Here is a 22,827-nt window from a genome sequence, read left to right as displayed (position 1 = left end):
TGATTCAACCGAATTGTCTCCAACTTTTGGTTGAGTCTGTGCATAAGCTTCACTTGCTCAGAGATAAAGGGTTTTCAGAGTCGAGGACTGCTGTAATGAATCTGAGAGATCTATTCTGTCGCTTAAAGCTTGCCTCTCAATTTACGGTGTTACTATCGCTAATTTTCATCATTGGAATTGGTTTGGGTGGCTTTGCGCTCTCACAAGCATTAGAGCACCAAGCCAAAACCGAAATTAGCGATCGCGCCCAGCTCGTCATGCATCTGATGGGTTCGGTTAGCAGTTACACCAACGATCAAGTCACCCCACTCTTACGAACTCAATTAGATGCTCAAACTGCCTTAGTTCCTCAGAGTATTCCCAGTGTGGCTTCTCGACAAGTTTTTGAGCACCTCCAACAGAATGGGCAATACAAAGACTACATTTATAAAAGTGCTGCACTGAATCCAACAAATCTGGCAGATAAATCCGACTTGTTTGAAGCAAAATTGATCGAACGCTTTCAGAACGATCGTATGCTCAAGACCCTTTCTGGGTTTCGCAACACGACTGAAGGTCAGCTATTCTATAGTTCGCAACCGTTAGCGATTACTCAAGAAAGCTGTTTGGTATGCCATTCCACACCAGAAAAAGCCCCAAAAAGCCATGTCGATCGCTATGGTGCTCAAAACGGCTATGGTTGGCAACTGAACGAAATTGTGGGGACTCGGATTGTTTATCTCCCAGCCAATGAGGTGTTAAGCCATGCTCGTCAAGCCCTGTTTATGTTTGTCTGCATTTTTAGTGTGATTTTTGCATTAGTTCTACTGCTCGTTAACTATCTATTAAAGCGACGAGTGATTCAACCGCTAAAACCAATGGCACAACTTGCCGAGCAGCTCTGTTTAGAAAAAATCGATACGACGGAAGTAGAAGCGTTGGAGCGCAAAGGATTGAATAAAATTGCCAAACGTGCGGATGAACTCGGTCAACTGGGGCGTATCTTCCAACGTATGGTTCGAGAAGTCCTCGATCGAGAGCAAAAACTTGCAGCACAATTGCACCGACTGCGAGTAGAAATTGATCACAATCAACGAATCCAACAAGTTTCGGAAATTGAAGCAACGGATTATTTTCAAAAGTTGCAACGCTCTGCAAAACAAATTCGCGATCAGTGGACAGATCCTAAAAATCAGTGAGGACAGCAATCATGGCAAAAATCGTTTCCATTCACTCCTTTCGAGGGGGTACAGGTAAATCTAACGTGACCGCAAATTTGGCGACTTGGATTGCAAAATCGGGCTATCGTGTGGGCATTGTGGACACCGATATTCAATCTCCAGGCATTCACGTTCCGTTTAAGCTAGACGAAACGCAAGTGAAATATACGCTGAATGATTATCTATGGGGACGGTGTTCGATCGATGCCGCAGTTTATGATGTGAGTGCTGTTTTATCGACTGGACGAAGTTGGTTTGGTAATCGTGGCAAACTCTATCTGATTCCATCGAGTATTAAAACTGGAGAAATCTCTCGTATTCTTCGCGAAGGATATGATGCGCGATCGCTCAATGATGGTTTTCGAGCCTTAATCCAGAAATTGCAGTTGGACTACCTGTTTATTGATACGCATCCTGGTATTAATGAAGAGACGTTGCTTTCTGTAATTATTTCTGATGTGTTGGTGGTGATTTTGCGCCCAGATAAACAGGACTATCAAGGCACTGCGGTCACGATCGATGTTGCCCGAAAATTAGAGGTGCCAAAGATGCTCCTCGTGGTGAACAAAGCTTTACCGAGTTTGAACTTTGAGGCACTACGGCAGCAAATCCAAACCAGCTATCAAGCTCCCGTTGCTGGCATTCTACCTGTTTGTGAGGAGATGTTTCAGTTAGCGAGTAGCGATATTTTCTGTTTGCGCCATCCCGATCACGCCTGGTCAAAGGAAATTCATGCGATCGCGGCTCAAGTGCAGGCTAATCAGAGCTCTGGAAGTCGTCTAGCTTATCAGTCACGATAGATCATATCTTTGAATATGAATCTGTGAATCGAGTTAGGAATTGGAATTCATTCAGGTTGCATGAGTCAGATGACCGTGAGAGCTATGAAATAGTGATCATTTCAAATATTTAACAGTCATACTATGTTCAATAGCCAAAATACGCCTCTTGATGTCCTTGATAGAACATTTGGTCATACAATTACACCGACATCACTTTTTGACTGTCCTTCCACTTTAATGCCATCGTATTGTGCTCATGAGGCATCTAGCTCCCTAGCTGCAGATGAACGAGCCATAGTAGATGCATTAAATCTCAGGAGCCAAGGAGCTGACAAAGATAGCTATGGAGTGTGTGATTCTTTTTCGCGTGAGTTCAAATTCAATCTAAATAGCAATGATTTTGAGACTTACTTCCAAACTGTGAATTACAATACCGGAGAAGGTTTTACCGATAATGATGGTCTTTCTGGTAGTATCAATTCTGATCTAATCCTTGAGTTTCAAGCTGATTTGCCTTACCTCGTCCAGGCTACAAGTTTTGATCCCAACATAACAGAACCCTATCAACTCGATTCAGAATTACTCTCAGCTCAACCTACTTTTACTGCCTCTTCTTCCTTTAGTGAAGTCTATGGCTATGGTCTTGTGGACGCAGCGGCGGCAGTTGCTCGATCGATAGGACGTTCTCGCTTTGCTGATGTGCCAAATCAATATGCGAATCTGAACTTGTGGGGAATAGATGCTGTCAGTGCGCCCGAAGTTTGGCAAGTAGGCTATACCGGAAAAGATGTTGTGGTTGCGGTGATTGATAGTGGTGTGGACTTTACCCACGATGATCTCGATGACAACATTTGGGTGAACACAAAAGAAGTTTTTGGCAATGGGATTGATGACGATCGTAATGGCTATGTTGATGATGTGATTGGTTGGGATTTTGTCAGCTACGACAATAATCCAATGGATATGGAAGGACATGGCACTCATGTTGCTGGCACGATCGCGGCAGAGAGAAATGGCTCTGGAGTAATTGGTGTTGCCTTTGATGCAAAGATTATGCCAATTCGAGTGTTGGGTAAAGATGGTGGAACGGATGCCTCGATTGCAGAAGGAATCTACTATGCGGCAAACAATGGTGCTGATGTGATCAATCTCAGTTTGGGTAAAAATTCCCCGGCTCCTGAGCTTGCACGAGCGATTCAGTATGCCACGGAGCGAGGCTCGATCGTGGTCATGTCTGCGGGAAATGATGGTTTGTCTCAACCGGGCTATCCAGCCCAATATGCGAGGGATTGGGGCATTGCGGTGGGCGCGATCGATGAATATGGTTATATGGCAAAAACCTCCACTTGGGCATCGAATTTTGCGGGTAGTGATCCAACCATGCGATATGTCGTTGCACCAGGATTGGATGTTTACTCGACGGTGCCAGGGAACGATTACAAGACCTATGGCGGAACCTCAATGGCGGCTCCTCATGTGGCAGGAGTGGTTGCATTGATGTTAAACGCGAATCCGAATTTGACGCCTGCCCAGGTGCGCCAAATCATCACGCAAACGGCGATCGGATAGTGGTTTGTCGTGATAGTCTCTGATGGTATGATTTTGCCAGTCGATCGATCTTCAACGCTCAATCCGAAGCAAGGTACATCTAGGTAAAGTTGTCTGAACTGTTGCACAATTTGTATTCTAGGTAGCTGTTTCAATGTTGAAATTAATAGCTCGTTTAGGATTGTCTTCTGTCGTGTTGGGAGAGATCGAGTGTCTGGCTATGGCTCAAACTCAGGTCGGTTGAGACGCAAAAATCCTAAAAATTTAGAGATTTTGACAACTGGGGATGACTTTTCCGTGAAAAGATGAAAAAATCGAAAACTATGTGCTTTCAATAGCAAAAAATAGGGTGTTTTGAACATCAGTATCAGTCAGTAAGAGAACTCTGAGTGGGTACAGAATTTTCTAGTGCTTGTCTAACTTTGGATAGTGTAATGCCATGTTTTAAGGTTCATTCAAAATTTTTTGAGGCAGAGTGGATGTTTAGAATAAACGTTTTGGGAAACTTGCTTGGAGTTTGTTTATTACTCTTCCCAAGTTATGTCTTGGCACAGATTACTCCTGATACTAGCTTAGATAGAGAGTCTTCGCGTCTTACCCAGATTGGAAAGGATGGAACAGTACAGATTGATGGGGGTGCTCAAAGGGGAGGGCATCTTTTTCATAGTTTTCGAGATTTCAATGTGGGAGAGGGGAAACAAGTTTATTTTGCTAATCCAGTAGGAGTAGAGACAATTTTCAGTCGTGTCACGGGAAGTGAAGTTTCCCGAATCCTTAGACGATTGGGAGTACAAGGAAAAGCAAATTTGTTTTTACTCAATCCGAATGGGATTATTTTTGGGAAGGATGCTCAACTTGATATTAAGGGATCGTTTGTTGCAAGTGCAGGAGGTCGCTTTATCTTTCCCGATGGCAGTGAATATAGCGCGATCGACCCTCAAGCTCCTCCTTTGTTGACGATTACAACACCCATTGGCTTACAGCAGCTCACAAATCTATCTGGAACGATCTCGAATGCAGGTCAGTTGGCAGTGGGTCAAGATCTCACTTTGGTCGGTCGTCAGTTAGATCTCCAAGGACAGCTACAAGCAGGGCGAAATGTAACATTGCAAGCCCAAGAGACGCTCAAGGTTCGGGATAGTGTTACGGCTCCTTTCTTGGCAACGGCGGGTGGAAACATGGTCATTCGAGGAGATCGTGGTGTAGATATTTTTGCCTTGAGTCATCCTCGCAGTGGCTTCTTTTCCGGGAAGGATATGATCTTACGATCGTCAAGTGCAGTTGGGGGTGATGCTCGGTTTTGGAGTGGCGGCAACTTCCGGATTGAGCAGTTAGATCAATCCTTGGGTGATCTCTTTAGCCCGTTTGATCCGGTGATTCTATCCAGCGGGGATGTGAGTTTCAATAATTAGGGCTTGCTGAAAAAGTCAGAACTGAAAAAGTGAGGAGCAGGTAGACAGATTTTTTGCTCAAGCCGCAATTGCGAATCTCCATCGGTGAATTTGCAGCTTTTGCTGGGTTTGTTCTAGCAACCACATCCAGACCGACAGCACAGCAAACAGGACAAAAAGAAGATGCTGGAGCAGTCGCTCCAAGTTCATCACCAAGAACGTGATAGCAATCGTACACTCAGCCGTGGGTGCGAGTTTTGCCATCACTCGACCGAGGCTAAAGCGTCGCTTGCCTTGCCCAAACTTACCCTCAATCTGATTGCGAAGGACTGCATCTGCCAGGACTTGCTTGCGAATGTCTGCTGCATCTTTCACCTTCGGTCTACCGAGTGGTTTGCCGCTCAATCGAATCCCGCGTTCACGGCAAAAAGCACGATTGGCACGAGTGCGATAGATTTGGTCGGCATGAACGGATTCGGGGTAGTGTCCAAAGCGTTGCTTGAACTGTTCGACTTGAGTGGGAAGATCTTCCGATTCGTTGAAGCTCTCCCAACTCAGACGATCTAGAAAGACATTGCCATCGACACAACTTGCAGAGAACTTCGCTCCAAATTCAACAGGCGTTCCTGCCTTGCCTCGAACAATTGGACGGATGTGGGGTTGCGACAGACTGACAATCCGGTGTTCGATTCGATGTTGCTGTTGGTCATACATCGACTGCTGCTGTCGATACAGTTCAGCAATCACCAAGAGCTTGCGATACAAGGACTTGTTCAGTGCCGATAAGGTTGCTCCAGCTTCGACCAAGGCATCAATGTGAGCCAGGTTGCGCTTTACATAGCCCAGTTGCTTGCGAATCGCTTTTCGCATCATCTTGCCTCGGACTTTGCGTTGCTTGGTGATGCTCAGATACTCTCGACGGGCTTCCTTACGATAGGTGCGAGGTTTGTGCGCCACAGCAGATCTGACTTGCTCATACAGTAGGTCAATGATGGCTTCTGTTGCTTCGCGTGCCTCATTCAACAAGCTCAGGTCGGTTGGATAACTGAGATCTTGCAGCATTCTCAACAAAACTTGCCAAACGCATGAAAATCTGAAAGAAAGGGCGTAGAAAAAATAATCAGACGGTTATGGAAACCATCGTTGGACACGCCCAATCGTTAGTGTATAGTCTCCTTTGCTTGATGCCTAGTGCCTATCAAAAAGCCAGCCTCAATGCCTTGTTTGGATTGTTTCTCGAAGCACTCGGACATCCCCTGCCTCAGTCCACTCAAGTCAAATCTGCAAGTTCGCTGAGTCGGTTCTTGAACCATTACGCTTGGTCTACTCGCAGTGTGATTCGAGTGACGCGACAAGCCATTTTTGCCCAATTGTCACAGTATCGTCCGCGCCAAGATGCCCCACTGCGAGTTCTGATTGACCTAACGACATTAGAGAAATGCGGCAAGTTTTTGCATCTGAGTACTCCGACCGAGAACCCAGATGCTCCTGACCCTTGGGTACGGATGCTTAACGGCAAGCGGGGACTGCATCTGGTGGTGTTGTATCTCAACCTTGGTCAATGGCGCATCCCGTGGAGCTTTCGCGTTTGGCGAGGCAAGGGAAAGACCAGTCCGGCTCAATTGGCGTGCAGATTACTGGCAACAGTGCCAAAGCAGTTGGTTCTGGACGCACCCGTGATTGTGCTGGCTGACACGGAGTTCGGCACGATTGAGTTTCTCCGAGCGGTCAACAATCGAGGGTGGAGAGCGGTGGTTGGTGTGCGCTGCACTCGAAAATTGCAAGATGGCAGCAACCTCAAACAGCTTTATCGTCGGGGCAAGCGGGGAACACAAATTAAACTGGAGGGCATTCCCTTTGCACTCACCGTCTCTTGGTTTTGGCTCAAACAAGCCAGTGGCAAACGTGAACTTCGCTTTGTCGTGTCTACCTATCCTTACTCTGGAGTCTACCTGGTACGCTTGGGGCGCAAACGCTGGGCGATTGAAGCTTTCTTCAAGACCATCAAGCATCGCTTTGGGCTACATCGCTTCGGGCAATCGACCAAACTCGGAGTTTATCGTTGGTTGGTTCTGGTTCTGATTGCCTACCTCTTGGTGCATTGGGTTCACCAAAGTACGGCGCTCCCTCAACTCGATTGGAAGACCGCAAGTGATTTAGCAATGTCGATTTTATTTGCTTCTGTGCTGTGGTTTCAACTCCTCCGACACCTACGAAAAACAGTGCATATTGCAGCACACTATCACTTTGAAATTGTTCTCAAATCACTGCCGAATCTGGCTTATCAGGAATGGTGCAAGATCTGAGTAATACCAATTCGAGCCAATTGGCATCGATCGATACCCCTACAAATTCCCGCGATCGTGCTTCAAACTCAGCGATCCCCAATTCGCCAGCTTCCGAATTGATCTTAGAAGCACAGGGCTGGATCAAAGATGCCAACGGCAAAACCGTTCTCGTTGCCCATACACCAATTTCGAGTTTGCCTACCCAAACCATTCCGTGTCGTTAAGATTTTTCCATTCGCTTGCATAAGTGAACGATCGCGAGAACTACGGCTTTATAGAAATTCTTAAGCCAGGATGACTTTCACTTCAGGAGGTGAAAAAATGAAACCAATGGCTTAAGTAGGAAAAAACATCGTGGGTTCCGCATCGAAATACTGGCAACTCGTAAAGTTAGACTCAACAGGCAGGCGACGAATGGAGGTTATGACCAGTGCCAAAACCTATTTCACTCAGCAGTTTCCCGACTGGGTAGAAGCTGTTGAGGTCACGGATGCGATCGTGCAGCGGGAACTATTTCACCGCATGAAAATAGCAGAGCCTTCAGAGCCAAATGCCGCTGAGTTGTGCCTACGGTGTTTCATTTCCTATCAAATTGATCAAGCCTGTCGTGATTTAGGCTTGAAATTTGGCAGCCGTAATGGATTCACTGCTCTTGATTTGTTGCTGTTTGTCTTGGATGACGACGGGCGATCGCGGCAAAATTCCCAATATCGATCGCTCTCTCAAACGGCTCTAAACTCCTTTGATCCCGCCAAGGCTTCCCTCGGAACTTGGGTGAATCTTCAGGTCAAGCAGCATCCCGAATTGCGGCGATTCTTGCTCGAACACGGGGTTTATTTGATCAGTGATTGGGCGATCCTCAATGACACTACGCCAAAACAATTGCAACGGATATTTGCTGAGATTTACCATCTAACGGATACAGATATTCAATTTGCCAGTGAATTATTGAAAAGCTTCCATGCAATCTATCGAGAAGAGCGATTGCAACAACGCCTGTCTGGAAAACTCCAAGCCTGTCAGCCGCCAACACTAGAACAACTCAAACGGATTTCAAATGATTTGCACGATCGAATGCAACACCCAATCAGTTCAGAAACGGTTCTGAGCCAGTTGAATGCGATCGCGGCAAGATTACGACGCTATCGAATTGTTGCGAAAGGTGGGACGGTCGATTCGGTGCCCTTTGATCAACCCGAAATCCGCCCCCTTGTCGATCGTGCCCAACCTCCTCAAGAGGATGAGGAGCAGAACGAGTTTCTTCAGTTCTATCAAAGTCAATTTATGGAATCTTTGGATCATGCGATCGCTGAAGTGATCCCCAATATAATCAAGAACTTGCGACGAAAGCGTAATCCTGCTGATCAGTCTTTTCTCGCAGCGTTGCATCTTTTCCATTGTCAAGGGCAATCGATGGGAGAGATCGCGCCTCAAGTTGGATTGAAAAAACAATATGAAGTGACTCGATTATTAAAACTCAACGATTTAAGAGCCGATATTCGTCAGCGATCGCTGGCGAATTTACGCGATCGGGTGATTGATAAAGCTAAATTTTATGCGGATATCGATCGCTTACAGCGTCTGGAAGAAAAAGTTGACTTGATCTTAAATGAACAACTGACAGGCGTGATTGAAGAAGCGCAAGCGGAAACGAAGTCTCCCGTCCGGAATCAACCGCTCAAAAGTTTACTTGCCCGTCGTCTTTGTCTCTATCTCGCTTCCAGGAAGTCTAACTCATGATTGACCAACCGCTGTCTCTCCCCAATGAAAATAACTGGATCGATTGGGATGCACTCAGTCCGGCTCAACTCGAACTTTTACCAGAACAGATCCAACAAGCCGCGCAAGTCAGTCGATCGATTCGAGTGGCAGATCAACGCTGGCAAGTTTATTTAACCGCTTTGGGTGTATTGGGGTTCGAGCAGTGGATTCACGATCGCGCACCAGAATTATCGGTTCAAGTTGATCAATCCTCAATCTGGGAACCCACTGCAAATCTGGTTTCTGCTGCTTGTAACGTGCGAGTCGGCGCGTTTAAGATTTGTTTGATTAGCGTTGGCAGTCTGATTGACGATCGAGTGAATATTCCCGTTGCAGCATTTGATTTGCCTGATTTTGCTGCACATTTTTATGTGTTGATGCAAGTGATTGAAGAAGAAGAAAAAGTTGCAATCTCAGGCTTTCTAACTTACGAACAATATCGCCAAATGTTGCTCACCAGAGAACCGGATTGGACATACTCGTTACCATTGGAGACTTTTAATTCCGATGCAAATGCATTGTTATTAAATCTTCGGTGTTTAGAGCCGACCGCGATTCGATTACCTGCTCTGGATGTGACTCGTTCGAGTGTCACATTACGAGAGAAGTTAGCAGGATTGCGATCTCAACTTCAAACTCAACCTGCTTGGGATCTGCTCAGTGTTGATGAAGGCTTAACACTATTGAGTGATCCGATATTGCTGAATTCGTTGTATGCAGAGACTTCGCAACCGTTAATTAATGCAGGATTGTGGTTACGCAATCAGATGGATACTGTGGCACAGGAATTAGGTTGGATGTTGATGCCTGTGTTTTCACCCGTTCGATCGCTGCAAGAAGAATTTGACAGTATTCGATCGAGTCTAGAACTCCAAGGGGTTCAGATTCCACCCTCAGCGAGGGGAGCGTATCGATCTCTGAGTTCTGATCAAGGGAGCGTTCGGTTGTATGTCATCACCTGGGTGCTGTCAGAGGATGCGAATCAACCGGAGTGGATGTTATTAGTGGCGTTAGGGGCTGAACCTGGAACCGAAATGCCGAGCAGTCTGACGCTAGAAATTCGCGACGAAACGCAGACTTTGTTTGATCAAACCTTGGAAGATACCAATCGAGGTGTGCTTTATGCTCAAGTGGTAGGCAATTGGGACGAACGATTTTGGGTCACCATCACCGCAAATGAGATCGACGTGTTTGAAATTCCGCCCTTTGGGTTTGCGATCGATTAGGTCAATCCCTAGCCCTTCTGCATAAGCTTGAGCCAGTCAGAAATAAGATTCCTAGCATTCACAAAACGCTATGAAACTACATTCCCACACCTTCCATCTCAAAGTTCAAAAAGTCGAGCAGATTTGCTTGTTTGAGTTGTCTTGGGGACAGGGACAAAACCTTACTGTTCAGGTCAACTATCCTCCGCTCCTTGCTCAGCTTTATCAGGATTGGCGACAGGCATATCTCAACTTTTATCAGTCCGATCAGTTGCGCGGTAGAACGGTCGGTGGTGGCGTGGCGACGATCGTCGTGGATTGGCACGCGGAGTTAGTCAAAGCTGAAACTAAGTTAATGTATGAGTTTCATCGCTGGCTCAGAAGTGCAGAACTCTACGAAATTCGAGCCACGATCGCTTCTGCAAGTCAACGAGCAGCAAAAGCCAATCCTGATCGTCCTGAAGCGATTCGAGTGTTTTTGACCTGTGCGCCGATCGAGTTAGATCGCTATCCTTGGGAAGCGTGGGAATTGGGCACTGAGTTTGCCACAACCGGCGCAATTCAGATGATTCGATCTCCACTCAACATCAGTGCGCCAACGGATCAAGAATCTCTTAGATCAGGACGAGTCAGAATTCTGGCAATTTTGGGGGATGACACCGGACTCGATTTCAAAACCGATCGAGAAGCGGTGAGATCGCTGTCTAAAATTGCCGAAATCAAATTCATAGGATGGCAACCAGACCAAAGCCCCACCCAAGTAACTCAGGAAATCACCACTGCGATCTCCGATGAGCAAGGTTGGGATGTCCTGTTCTTTGCCGGACACAGTAACGAAACCGAAATGACGGGTGGCGAACTCGCGATCGCGCCGGGTGTGTCGATTTCAATTAACGAAATTAAACCCCAATTAATGGCTGCAAAGCGTCGTGGATTACAGGTTGCGATCTTTAACTCCTGTAGTGGCTTAAGTATTGCCGATGCATTGATCGATCTAGGGTTCGGTCAAGTCGTCGTCATGCGCGAACCGATTCACAATCGTGTTGCTCAAGAATTTCTGGTGCATTTCCTTCAGGGTTTAGGCAAAAATCTTGATGTGTATGAATCCATTTTGTCAGCCCGTCAATTTTTGCGGATGGAGAAGAGCCACACCTATCCTTCTGCGTCCTTAGTGCCATCGCTCTTTTGCCATCCTGGAGCGGAACTGTTTCGGATTCATCCGATTCATTGGTATCAAAAAATTCGGCGGTTACTCCCAACTCGGATTGAAGCGATCGCGCTGACTTCAGGGGTTATTCTCAGTTTATTGTTTCCAGTTCAAGATCTCCTGCGCGATGGTCGGCTCTATGCCCAAGCCGTTTACCGCAATGTCACTGCTCAGGTTCCCACAGAGGAAGCGCCACCCGTTGCCTTAGTGCAAATGGATACGGATTCGTTTCAAAGAGCAGGTATCTCACAATTTAAGCCCCTCGATCGAACGTATCTGGCGTTGATCCTCGATCGATTGCAACAGAAAAACGCCGATGTAATCGGATTCGATGTTTTACTTGATTCTCCCCAAGCTAATGTACCTAGAGGCGATCAAATTTTGGGAGATTCGGTTCGTCGGGCTGTTGCTAGTAATACTTGGGTGACCTTTGCCTCGATTCAAAAAGATGGACAAGAGATTGGCGTCAATGATAAAACTGGCATCACCCAATCCAACTGGACAATGCAAGGAAATATCCAAGCTGATCCACTCTTTGTGCAATTGCCAGATCAAGATTGTCGAGAAACCTGCCCGATTTCCTATCTCTTGTCATTGGTACAAGCTGGACGAGAAGAAGCTGCTGGACTTCCTACACCCCAGCTCGATCGACTCCCAAATCTGAGAACTCAACTGCTCGACACGCTGCAATCGCTCACCTTAAAAGACGGGAAAGTGCCCTATTTATTGCACTGGAAACCTCCTTTTAATGTCCAACCGATTATCGATTTTTCACTTCCACCGAATGCCGCTTATCAATTGATTCCAGCTTGGCAGTTGCTTGACACTTCTGGTAAATATCAGTTCCCAATGCTCTCGAAACAAGTCGTCCTTGTTGCCGCTGGCAGTGACGAACGGTTAGGTATGGGAGATGCACCCGATCGCTTTCCTCCTCCGGCTGCTATCAGCTACTGGACAGGACAGCGTTGGCTCACAGGTGGAGAATCCTTGGCGTACATGACCCATCACTGGTTGAGGCGCCACATGATCACTCCGATTCCTGATCTTTGGCTAGTGGGAGTAGCCGTGATTTTTGGGAAAGCGATCTCGATCTTGCTGCACCGTCGATCGCTGCGATGGAATCAGGCTAGACGCTTGCAAGTGTCTTCGGCTCTCGTCGGTTTGACCGCAGTTTATGCACTGCTCGGACTTCAGCTTTACATCTCAGCGATGGTCTTGCTGCCTTGGTTATTACCATCCTCTGTGTTTTTGGCTTACAGTTTATCTGCAATCAGAAGAAGAAACTATGTTTAATCTCAACCCAACGCTGTTACGCTCTGCTCTGATCTCTAGTGTTTTTGCTGGTATCGTCATTGCTCCGTTAGTAGAACTCTCGCTGATTGCACCTGCTTCGGCAGAACTTTCTCAGTGGGTTTCTTTATGGCAACGTCGCCCACCGCGTCCACTCGGAACCCGCAGTGGAGTTTGCCTCATGACCCCTGGATTGCTTGAGAAAGACTTAAGAATTGTGAGCGATCGACCCTTGTTTAGTTGGCAAGGAAAAGCGACAAAGCTTAATGTTCGGGACTACACCACTCAAAAGATCGTCTGGACAATAGATCTTGATCCACAAGCTCAACAGATTGCATATGGTGATGTGAACCCATTAGAACCAGGTAAACTCTACGAGTGGCAAGTGTTAGGAGAAAAGCCAAGTTCGACGGATCTCGGTTATTGGACAACGGTGGAAATTATGGCAGCACCAGAGCGAGATCAAGTCAATGCAAAACTCAAAAAAATTGAACAAGCAGCACAAAAAAGTAAAGTATCGCCTGAATCAACCGTGAATCAGCAGGTAGCATATTTGTTAGAGCAAAACCTTTGGTCGGATGCAATGACTATCTTATATACGGTAAAAAATCCATCCTCAGAATTCGCTCAAAAACGACAACAATTAGCATCAAGTTTGTGTACAGCAAAGACAACATCAATGAAACAAGCAAGATAACCATTTTATAAAGATTGGATACCACGTTTAAAGCAGTCTCTAGCTTAACGCCAGCTTTAGGTTATCGACTTTGAAGTGCAAAGGGATTTAGAAATTCTTTTACTCACAACTTGTTTGTGGATACGGTTGCTGGGGGCGATCGTATCCACAAACAAGTTGTAAGACTGCACTGCATGAGTTAGTGATCACTAGAACTTAAGAGCGCTTAACCGTAAATTTACACAAGCAATTCATTAAATTGCCCCAAGAGATGAAAAAATTAAAAACGAGCTTCGTCTCCATGTGTGGTCTTGATTATTAAGGGGTAGCTATGACGGGCAATGAACGGCTCAACTTCCGATTGAAGTGGATAGCCTATCAGCAGGCTTTGCTGTCAACGACCTTAGTGTTTACGAGTGCCACAGTACAGGCTCAAATTATTCCGGACGGGACGTTAGCAGGAGAAAGTTCAAGGGTTGTTCCGCGTGCGTTGGGGGGAGCAGCGATCGAAGGTGGCGCAATTCGGGAATCGAATCTGTTTCATAGTTTTAGTGAGTTCAATATTAGAAATCAACAAAGCGTTTACTTTGCCAATCCTACTGGGATTCAAAATATTTTCACCCGTGTGACTGGAAATACTATCTCAAATATTAATGGAACGCTAGGCATTGATGGAACTGCAAATTTGTTTTTGCTCAATCCCAATGGCATTCTTTTTGGACAGAATGCCCGACTTGATCTGCGGGGATCGTTTGTGGGAACGACTGCAAATGCGATTCGATTTGGCACCCAAGGCGACTTTAGTGCCACAAATCCGCAAGCACCACCCCTATTGACTGTCAATCCTTCAGCGTTATTGTTTACGCAAATTAATCCAGGCAAGATTACCAGTGAATCGATCAATTCGGCTGGTCTAAGTCCATCGGGACAAGCCCTATTTGGGCTGCGGGTTGACGAGGGGCAAGGCTTGTTTCTAATTGGTGGGGATGTTCAGATTGATGGTGGTAACCAAAATGGCGGCTTAAGTGCTCTGGGTGGACGCATTGAACTCGGTGGATTGGCAGGTGTGGGAGAGATCGGACTAACTGGTAACCTTCAAGGATTAACGTATCCTAATACGGTTGCTCGATCGAATATTTCGTTGCTCAATAATGCTGTCATTCAGGTACAGGGAAATGGTAGCGGCGACATTATTGTGAATGCAAACGCAATGGAATCGCGAAATGGAAGTCGGCTTATTGCAGGAACCGAAGGAACTGGGAACTCCGGAAATGTTGTCTTGAATGCTAATCAGATTCTGTTCCAAGGTAGTTCTCTAGATCCATTTCAGGGCTTGATTCGTGGAGGAATTTTCACAACGTTACAACCGGGTGCGATCGGCAATGCTGGATCTGTACAAATCGCTACAAGAACTCTGACCATTGCTGATGGTGCTACTATTTCGACCGTGACCCGTGGACAAGGCAATGCAGGAAATATTTCGATTGAAGCTCGCGATCGTATCTCGATCACCAATCTATCGGATATCAATAGTTCAGTTGACTTTACAGGTATAGGACAAGGCGGCACGATTCAGATTCGGACTCCATTGCTTACACTGACCAATGCGGGCTTGATTACAAGTACGACTGCAGGACAGGGCAATGCGGGGGATATTACTATCACTGCTGATTCTGTACTCTTGACGCAACCCTCTGAGATTGCTCAGTTTTCTGGGGGGATTTTGACCAGCACTATCGGGCAGGGCAATGCAGGCGAGATTACAATTAATGCCCGCGATCTCATCCTACTAGATAATGCCAATCTTTCCAGCGATGTGCTCACTCTGGATCTTGGAGGAGTGTTTTTGGTTGGGACAGGACAGGGAGGCGATATGCGTGTGAGTGCTGGGACACTTCAAATCGCCAATAATTCAACTCTCTCATCGGCCGTGAGCGGACAAGGAGACGCAGGCAACATCACCCTCGAAGTGCAAGATGTCCTTTCTGTTGAGGAAAGTACGATTTCATCTTCCACGGCATCTAATGTGATTCCAGGGTTGATTGTTCGGGGACGAGCGGGAGATGTGAAAATTTCAGCACGATCGATCTTTCTCGACCGTGATGCACAAATTCTGTCTTCCGTAGATGGGCAAGGAGATGGCGGTGACATCTCCATCCGCGCGCGCGATCAATTGGTTGTGGATGCAGGGACTCCCCGGACTGCAACAGGAATTTCGAGTACGGTTTTAACAAATGGAACGGGACAGGGAGGGAGTATTGAAATTACGACAGGGTCGCTCTCTCTATTGAATGAAGCGATTATTGCTTCGGGTACTTTGGGGGCAGGAAACTCAGGAGATATTGAGATTCAGGCAAGGGATGATATTCAGTTGATTGGAAGCAGTGCCGAGCAACAAATTCGGGGCGGGATCTTTCTTGGCGCGAGCCCAGCAGCAACCGGAAATTCAGGTAGCATTCGCATTACAACGCTAGGAAATTTCCGAGTTCAAGAGATGAGTATTGCAGTGAATAATTTAGGCGGTGGGCAAAGTGCCAATATTGATATTGAAGCAGGAACAGCCTTGCTGAATCGGGCTGCGTTGTTAGCAGAAACCGCGATCGGGACTGGAGGGAATATTACCTTGCAACTCCAAGATGCGCTGGTCTTGAGAAACAATAGCCTAATCTCGACAACGGCAGGAAGAGCGGGTGCCGGAGGAGATGGGGGAAATATCACGATTAACACGGGAGTGATCGTGGCTCCTGCTAAGGAAAACAGTGATATTAGTGCCAATGCTTTCTTGGGTCGAGGTGGCAATGTTCGGATTCAGGCGGATGGAATTTTTGGTATTGCAGCGCGATCTCAGCCGACATCAGACAGTGATATTACAGCAAGTTCTGAGCTTGGAGTACAAGGACAAATTACGATCGTTCAACCTGAAGTGCAACCCACGCAAGGGATTATCGAACTCCCGACCGAGATTTTAGATGCCAGTAATCAAATTGCTCAAATCTGTCCGCGTAGAATCGCAGGAAAACAGATGGGACGCTTTGTAGTTAGTGGTCGTGGTAGCAATCCTCCGAGTCCTTTTGATCCACTGACTGGGGCCTCTATTCAACCGCCTGCTGAGATTGAGGCATTTGTATCCAGTTCAATCGGTGTATTCCCAATTGAACTGATCGCAACCCCGATTGTGGAAGCCCAAGGATGGGTTCGCCATAATGGTCAGATCAAGTTGGTCGCTATGACGGAACTAGAATCTACGGCTGCCAGTTGTCCTACACCACGTCAAAATTAGTCGAAACTATTAGTTGAATTTTGGCGCTTGTACCGTTTGAGACAAGAAGTTGCATAAGTGGGCGATCGCGAGAATTAAAGGCTTTTAACCGTAAATTTACGCAAGCGATTCATGAAATTGGCTCAAGAGATGAAAAAATTAAAAACAAGTTTCGTCTCAACGTGTGGTCTTTCTGTAAGAGGTAGTATGCAGGGCAGCGATCGACTCAACTTCCAGAGCAAGTGGATAGTGAAGGGATGCCAACAGACTTTACTGTCAACAATTTTCTTGCTAGTAGGCGCAACAGCACAGGCTCAAATTACGCCCGATGGGACGTTAGGAGGGGAGAGTTCAAGAGTTAATTCTAATGCAGTAATTGGAGGCAGAATTCGAGGAGAATTGATAGAGGGTGGTGCTCAACGTCAAGGGAACCTGTTTCATAGCTTCAGAGAGTTCAATATTAGTGATGGACAAAAAGTTTACTTTGACCATCCGATAGAAGTGAAAAACGTTATTACCCGAATCACAGGTAACTCCTCCTCAAACATAGATGGAAGATTGGGCGTTGTTGGAAATGCAAATCTCTTTTTGATCAACCCGAACGGTATCTTTTTTGGATCGCGTGCTCAACTAGATATAGGAGGCTCGTTCCTCTCCACTACGGCTAATGCAATTGGCTTTGGAACTCAAGGAAAGTTTAGTGCTACAAATCCGCAGGCTGTTCCACTCCTGACGGTTAATCCCTCTTCCTTGTTGTATACACAACTAAATTCTGGAATGATTGAGAACAGAGGCTCGTTACGGGTTCTCAATGGTCAAAGTTTATTACTTGTAGGAGGAGATGTTCGCTTAAATAGAGGTGTACTTTCGACCATTGGAGGACGGATTGAGCTGGGAGGGCTAGCAGGAATAGGAGAAGTTAATATCACTACTGGAGATCAAGGTTTACAACTTCAATTTCCAAAATCAGCGGCTCGTTCAGATGTGCTACTCGATAAATCATTGATTGATCTTGTACAAGGCGGTGGCAATTTATCTATTAATTCAAGAAATATAACACTTCAGTCTGGTAGTCTAATTTTTGCTGGTATTAGTAGCGAGCTTGGATCATTTACTTCTCAAAGTGGAGACATCACCTTAAATGCAACCGAAACCATTCAACTGGATTCAGAAAGTGAGATTCGTACTGATGTGAATCCAGGAGAAGTGGGGAATGGTGGCAACATCAAGATAGAAACGGGTTCGCTCTTTGTATTCGGCAACTCTGCTTTAATTTCTCGAACCTCTGGAGTAGGTAATGCAGGCGATGTGATCATCAATGCTAGAGATCGAATCGTTCTTAGTGGCGATGATACAACAATTGATACTAGTGTAAGGCGGACTGGTAGCGGAAAAGGGGGAAACATTCGCATTGCTACGAGTACGCTAGAAATTTTCGAGGGTGCTCAATTGCTTTCTGTTGCTTTGGGGAAAGGAAATGCAGGAGATATTCTAATAGATGCACGCGATCGGGTCTCTCTAATTGGAGGTAATACAACAAATTTTAGTAATACTGGGATTTTTAGCAGTGTTGGCGGACGTGTTAATAACCAGCTTATTCAAGAAGCACAAGGGAAAGGAGGTAATATTAGCATTGCTAGTAATATTTTAGAAATACTTAATAATGCTCAAGTTAGTGCTGGTACGTATGGATTAGGTGATTCGGGCAACATTGTTTTTGAAATTAGAGATCGTGTACGTTTTAATGGAGATGATACTATTGTCGCCAGTCGTGTAGAAAGAACAGGTAGAGGTAAGGGAGGAGAGATTTATCTTTCTGCTAACACCTTAGAACTCTCCAATGGTGCAACCTTAAACGTTAGTACACTCGGTAGTGGGGACTCAGGGAACATTTTACTGTCAATTCGTGATCGTGCTTCCTTCAATAATGGCAACGTCTTTAGTGCAGCAAGGGGGAGCAACGGAAATGGAGGAAACATTAAAATTTCTGCTAGAAATCTAGATATATCTAATCGCTCACTACTTGGCTCTTTCACTTTTAGCAGTGGGAATGCAGGCAATATTTACCTTGCTACCAATACATTAAAGATGTCTAGTAATTCAGAACTAATTGCAACAACTTTTGGTGCTGGCAATGCAGGAGATGTAAGAGTTAATGCACTTGATTTAGTTTCACTTAATGGAGCGGCAATACGAAGTCAGGTTTCTCAGGGTAGTAGAGGAAATGCTGGAAATATTAGTATTATCACCAATACGCTAAAACTAACAGAGCAATCTTCCCTTAGTACTAGTACGTATGGCTTCGGTAAAGCTGGAGATATCAAGATCGACGCAAGAAATAGTATTTTTTTTAATAATAGTTCTGCTTCTAGTTTTGTTGCTTTTACTGGTCAAAAAGATGGAGGTAATATAGAGATTCGTACTAGTAATTTAATGTTATCAAACGGGTCTGATTTATCTACTTTCACCTTTGGCGATGGGAATGCAGGTAATATTCAAATCGATGCAACGAATGAGGTTGTATTTTCAGGTAGAAGTCTTTCTGAAAATATCTCTGGTGGATTGATAGCTTTAACGGGCAGTGCAAAAAGGGGGGGCAATATTCTCGTTAATACGAATCGCTTACGCCTTATGGATGGTGCGATTATTGATGCGAGTGCCTTCTCTCAGGGTAACAGCGGAAATATTACCCTCAATGCAGCCAATATGGGCGTTGTTGATAGTGATATTTCCGCGGTTTCAAATGACAAAGGACAAGCGGGCGACGTAACTTTTTTAGCAACTCGCCAAATTAACTTCTCAAATAGTAGAGTGTTGACTCGCGCCCTTTCGATAGGTGAAGCAGGTGATATTCAAATCAACAGTCCTCGACTGAAACTCGATAATCAAAGTACTATCAGCGCTGAATCTGCTAATGTCAATGGGGGAAACATTAATCTGAGCTTGGGTGACTTCTTAGTTTTACGTCGTAATAGTAGTATTTTGGCAACAGCAGGACTCAACCAACAAGGTGGTAATGGGGGAAACATTACACTCAATGCAAATGCTATTGTTGCCGTCCCTCAAGAAGGTAGCAGTATTCGTGCAAATGCCTTTCAAGGTCGTGGAGGTAATATCACCGTTAATACCAATGGTTTGTTTGGTCTAATGCCTGGAGTAGATATCACTGCATCATCTCAATTGGGGGTACAAGGTCAGGTTACGATCGCTCAGCCCGAAGTTCAACCAACCCAAGGTGTTCTCGAACTGCCAACTGAGGTTGTAGATGCCAGTAACCAAATTGGTCAAGTTTGTCCTCGCAATTCCAATGTTGCCAAGATGGGTAAGTTCGTCGTCAGTGGCTCTGGAAGTTTGCCCCCCAACCCGATCGAGCCTTTAACCGGATCAACAGCAATCCCGTTAGCGACGATCGATGGATCTCCCACCACGACGATCGCAACTGTTTCTTCAACTCCTAACGATTCTGAAATTGTTGAGGCGCAAGGCTGGGTCAAAACTGCGGATGGCAAAGTTACCTTAGTTGCTCAATCTGCGGAAACCACACCGTCTTCTCGTCCCACTGTAAATTGTTCAACCGTAACCCAGCAATAAGAGGAGTAAATGATGAAACGTCAGCATAAGAGAAAGCTAATGCGATTTATAGCTCCGATGGTCATGACAGCATTGCTATGTATTACATCGTCTGGGTTAACGAAATTTGCAACTGCAACAACACCAAATTTACAATCCGCAGCTTCAATCGATCAACAAGCCCGATCGAGCTACAGCAATCAAAATTTCTCAGATGCAATCAAGTTCTTTCAGCAAGCGGCACAAGGGTATAAAACGTCTGGCAATCCGATTCAGCAAGCCTTGAGTTTGAGTAATTTATCGTTGGCATATCAGCAGTTGGGGCAATGGAATGAGGCAAAGCAAGCGATCGAGGAAAGCCTTTCGATTCTAAAATCCTTGCCTGAAACGACACCGGGGCGATCCCTTGCGTTGGCACAAGCGATCGATATTCAAGGCAGTTTGCTCTTGGCACGAGGTCAAACGAATCAAGCCTTATCGCTTTGGGAACAAGCGACAACGATTTATCAAAAAGAAGGCAAGCGAGATCGCGCTTTGATGAGTCAAACGAATCAGGCAAAAGCGCTGCAAAATATGGGACTGTATCGCAGAGCGATCGAGCTTTTTGATCAATCACTTTCCCTCAAATCGCGAGAAAACCCTGAGACTCTCAAGGTAGCACTACAAAAAATCCCTGCATCAATTGAAGCCGCAACCGCATTGAGAACGCTAGGAGAATCACTAAGAGTAGTCGGTGATTTTCCGCAAGCACAATCAACCTTGGAACGCAGTTTAGCGATCGCCACCGAACTCAAATCAGCAGATGCGATCGCTCTAGCGCAACTAAGCCTTGGTAATACTTACCGCGCCCAAGGATTTGATAAGGGTGATCAGAAAGCTCAAGATCAGCAGACTGCCATCCAGTTGTATCAACAAGCTGCGGCATCCACTACCGGACAGATCCGCGTTCAAGCGCAACTCAATCAGATTAGTTTGATTGTAGACCAAAACAAAATTTCAGAAGCCCAAAAACTGGTTCCACAAGTCCAACAAGAAATCGAAGCCCTCCCACCCAATCGTAGTGCGATCGATGCTCGGATTAATCTCGCGCAAACGATGATGCGAATGAAAAGCGATGTTCACCCGATCGCCAAGTCGCTCGCAATCGCCGTACAACAAGCCAAAGCATTAGGCGAGCCTCGAATACAATCCTATGCTTTGGGGAGTTTAGGCAGTATCTATGAGCAAACGCAACAATGGGCGGATGCCAAAAAGTTAACCGAACAGGCTCTGCAACTGGCTCAAGAAATTAATGCAGGCGATGTTGCCTATCGGTGGCAGTGGCAACTAGGGCGTATTCTCAATGCTCAAGGCAAGACAAAAGACGCAATCTTTGCCTATGAAGGTGCTGTGAGCATGATTAAATCTTTGCGCCAAGACTTAGCTGCCTCCAGTCCGGATGTGCAATTTTCCTTCCGAGTGGCGATCGAGCCAATTCACCGCCAATTAGTAAGCTTATTGCTGAAATCTGATCAGCCCGATCGCCTCAAATCAGCTCGAAAAGTAATCGAAGATTTGCAGTTAGTCGAGTTAGATAACTTCTTCCGCGAAGCCTGTTTGAACGCTGATCCGACCGCGATCGACCGGGTTGATAAAGAAGCCGCCGTCATTTATCCCATTTTGTTGGAAGATCAAGTCTCTGTGATTGTGAGTTTACCTGGCTCACCGGACAATCTGCGGTACTTCACAACCAATGTTCCACGTCGGGAAGTTGAAGCCTTAGCGATGAGAGTGCGAGGTGACCTCGACCAGGGAAATTCACTCAAACTTGCCTTACCCAAACTTCAAAATATCTATCGTTGGTTGCTAGAGCCTGCTATGGCAGATCTTTCTGCAAGCCAAGCAAAAACGCTCGTATTCGTCTTGGATGGGGCGCTTCGCAACGTCCCCATGGCAGCGCTACATGATGGCAAGGAATTTCTGATTGAGAAATATAGCGTTGCGATCACGCCCGGTTTGCAATTGTTATCACCACAACGCTTAAGCAATCAAAGACTCGGCGTGCTCGTTGCAGGACTGGCAGAAGCCCGAGAAGGATTTGAGCCGCTTCCTGAAGTGAAGACAGAAGTTCAGCGAATTGAACAAGAATTACCGAGTACAGTTCTATTCGATCAGAAGTTCACGACTACGGCTTTCCAAAAGCTTGTCGCCCAAGCATCCTTTCCGATCGTGCATCTGGCAACGCACGGCAGATTTAGTTCTCGTGCTGAAGATACGTTCATCCTGACGTGGGATGGCAAGCTCAAAGTGACCGATCTCAGTGGTATGTTACAAACCGTGGATTTGGCAAAAGAGCGATCGCTAGAACTGCTCGTTCTCAGTGCGTGCGAAACCGCAGAAGGCGATCCCCAATCTGCACTCGGACTTGCTGGAATCGCTGTGCGATCGGGTGCACGTAGTACAGTTGCCACGCTATGGCGCGTCAATGATAAAGCTTCGGCAAGTCTAATGGAACAGTTTTATAGTGAATTATCCCAAGTTAGCAAAACCGGAATTTCTAAAGCGGAAGCCCTGCGACGTGCCCAGCTTTCGATTCTTCGCAATCCTGAATATGAGCAGCAACCGTTCTTCTGGGCAGCCTATGTTCTCATCGGGAATTGGACTTAACGGAG

The 22,827-nt window shown here is 46.0% G+C and carries 13 protein-coding genes and 1 pseudogene; 13 read left to right on the top strand and 1 reads right to left on the bottom strand.

Features of this window, described 5'->3' with window-relative positions; translation table 11 throughout:
- The first annotated feature begins 95 nt into the window (after positions 1 to 95).
- From OU814_RS27280 to OU814_RS27265, 4 genes are all read left to right on the top strand, one after another.
- On the top strand, positions 96 to 1,178 hold the full coding sequence (locus OU814_RS27280; RefSeq protein WP_268242747.1) for a Tll0287-like domain-containing protein: 1,083 nt from the start codon (positions 96 to 98) through the stop codon (positions 1,176 to 1,178).
- A gap of 11 nt (positions 1,179 to 1,189) precedes the next feature.
- Positions 1,190 to 1,999, top strand: a complete 810-nt coding sequence (locus OU814_RS27275; protein ID WP_268242746.1) for a MinD/ParA family ATP-binding protein — start codon at positions 1,190 to 1,192, stop codon at positions 1,997 to 1,999.
- Between the two features lie 330 nt (positions 2,000 to 2,329).
- Complete coding sequence (locus OU814_RS27270; protein WP_268242745.1) at positions 2,330 to 3,550, top strand: S8 family peptidase; 1,221 nt, start codon at positions 2,330 to 2,332, stop codon at positions 3,548 to 3,550.
- Between the two features lie 458 nt (positions 3,551 to 4,008).
- Positions 4,009 to 4,941, top strand: a complete 933-nt coding sequence (locus OU814_RS27265) for a filamentous hemagglutinin N-terminal domain-containing protein (RefSeq protein ID WP_268242744.1) — start codon at positions 4,009 to 4,011, stop codon at positions 4,939 to 4,941.
- Between the two features lie 138 nt (positions 4,942 to 5,079).
- Here the strand turns inward: OU814_RS27265 and OU814_RS27260 are convergent.
- Positions 5,080 to 5,973, bottom strand: a pseudogene (locus OU814_RS27260) (transposase); the annotation flags it as partial.
- 77 nt (positions 5,974 to 6,050) lie between these two features.
- Here OU814_RS27260 and OU814_RS27255 point away from each other — a divergent pair.
- From OU814_RS27255 to OU814_RS27215, 9 genes are all read left to right on the top strand, one after another.
- Positions 6,051 to 7,226 (top strand): transposase, encoded by a 1,176-nt coding sequence (locus OU814_RS27255; RefSeq protein ID WP_268242743.1) that lies wholly within the window; start codon positions 6,051 to 6,053, stop codon positions 7,224 to 7,226.
- The gene (locus OU814_RS27250) at positions 7,211 to 7,432 is read left to right on the top strand and encodes a hypothetical protein (RefSeq protein WP_268242742.1); all 222 of its coding nucleotides are present in this window, start codon (positions 7,211 to 7,213) and stop codon (positions 7,430 to 7,432) included. Before OU814_RS27255 ends, OU814_RS27250 begins: the two co-directional genes overlap by 16 nt.
- Positions 7,433 to 7,562: 130 nt before the next feature.
- Positions 7,563 to 8,948, top strand: coding sequence for a hypothetical protein (locus OU814_RS27245; RefSeq protein ID WP_268242741.1), 1,386 nt, complete (start codon positions 7,563 to 7,565; stop codon positions 8,946 to 8,948).
- Positions 8,945 to 10,195, top strand: a complete 1,251-nt coding sequence (locus tag OU814_RS27240; RefSeq protein ID WP_268242740.1) for a DUF1822 family protein — start codon at positions 8,945 to 8,947, stop codon at positions 10,193 to 10,195. Before OU814_RS27245 ends, OU814_RS27240 begins: the two co-directional genes overlap by 4 nt.
- 70 nt (positions 10,196 to 10,265) lie before the next feature.
- Positions 10,266 to 12,674 carry a CHASE2 domain-containing protein gene (locus tag OU814_RS27235; RefSeq protein ID WP_268242739.1) on the top strand — a complete coding sequence of 803 codons (2,409 nt, stop codon included), beginning with the start codon at positions 10,266 to 10,268 and terminating at the stop codon, positions 12,672 to 12,674.
- Positions 12,667 to 13,368 carry a hypothetical protein gene (locus tag OU814_RS27230; RefSeq protein WP_268242738.1) on the top strand — a complete coding sequence of 234 codons (702 nt, stop codon included), beginning with the start codon at positions 12,667 to 12,669 and terminating at the stop codon, positions 13,366 to 13,368. The genes OU814_RS27235 and OU814_RS27230 overlap by 8 nt, the downstream gene beginning before the upstream one ends.
- Positions 13,369 to 13,678: 310 nt before the next feature.
- Entirely contained in the window at positions 13,679 to 16,627 is a 2,949-nt protein-coding gene (locus tag OU814_RS27225; protein WP_268242737.1) for a two-partner secretion domain-containing protein, read from the top strand.
- A gap of 111 nt (positions 16,628 to 16,738) precedes the next feature.
- Positions 16,739 to 20,197, top strand: coding sequence for a two-partner secretion domain-containing protein (locus OU814_RS27220; RefSeq protein WP_268242736.1), 3,459 nt, complete (start codon positions 16,739 to 16,741; stop codon positions 20,195 to 20,197).
- Positions 20,198 to 20,209: 12 nt separating this feature from the next.
- Positions 20,210 to 22,822, top strand: coding sequence for a CHAT domain-containing protein (locus OU814_RS27215; protein WP_268242735.1), 2,613 nt, complete (start codon positions 20,210 to 20,212; stop codon positions 22,820 to 22,822).
- Positions 22,823 to 22,827: the final 5 nt, after the last annotated feature.

Source organism: Leptolyngbya sp. GGD (assembly GCF_026735145.1).
Classification (GTDB): domain Bacteria; phylum Cyanobacteriota; class Cyanobacteriia; order Leptolyngbyales; family Leptolyngbyaceae; genus Leptolyngbya; species Leptolyngbya boryana.
This window is presented reverse-complemented; position numbering and strand designations above follow the sequence as displayed.

Excerpts from the sequence above, each read along its gene's own strand:
- OU814_RS27280 (WP_268242747.1), top strand. The coding sequence starts at position 96 with ATGAATCTGAGAGATCTATTCTGTCGCTTAAAGCTTGCCTCTCAATTT.
- OU814_RS27275 (WP_268242746.1), top strand. The coding sequence starts at position 1,190 with ATGGCAAAAATCGTTTCCATTCACTCCTTTCGAGGGGGTACAGGTAAA.
- OU814_RS27265 (WP_268242744.1), top strand. The coding sequence starts at position 4,009 with ATGTTTAGAATAAACGTTTTGGGAAACTTGCTTGGAGTTTGTTTATTA.
- OU814_RS27255 (WP_268242743.1), top strand. The coding sequence starts at position 6,051 with ATGGAAACCATCGTTGGACACGCCCAATCGTTAGTGTATAGTCTCCTT.
- OU814_RS27250 (WP_268242742.1), top strand. The coding sequence starts at position 7,211 with ATGGTGCAAGATCTGAGTAATACCAATTCGAGCCAATTGGCATCGATC.
- OU814_RS27240 (WP_268242740.1), top strand. The coding sequence starts at position 8,945 with ATGATTGACCAACCGCTGTCTCTCCCCAATGAAAATAACTGGATCGAT.
- OU814_RS27235 (WP_268242739.1), top strand. The coding sequence starts at position 10,266 with ATGAAACTACATTCCCACACCTTCCATCTCAAAGTTCAAAAAGTCGAG.
- OU814_RS27230 (WP_268242738.1), top strand. The coding sequence starts at position 12,667 with ATGTTTAATCTCAACCCAACGCTGTTACGCTCTGCTCTGATCTCTAGT.
- OU814_RS27225 (WP_268242737.1), top strand. The coding sequence starts at position 13,679 with ATGACGGGCAATGAACGGCTCAACTTCCGATTGAAGTGGATAGCCTAT.
- OU814_RS27220 (WP_268242736.1), top strand. The coding sequence starts at position 16,739 with ATGAAATTGGCTCAAGAGATGAAAAAATTAAAAACAAGTTTCGTCTCA.
- OU814_RS27215 (WP_268242735.1), top strand. The coding sequence starts at position 20,210 with ATGAAACGTCAGCATAAGAGAAAGCTAATGCGATTTATAGCTCCGATG.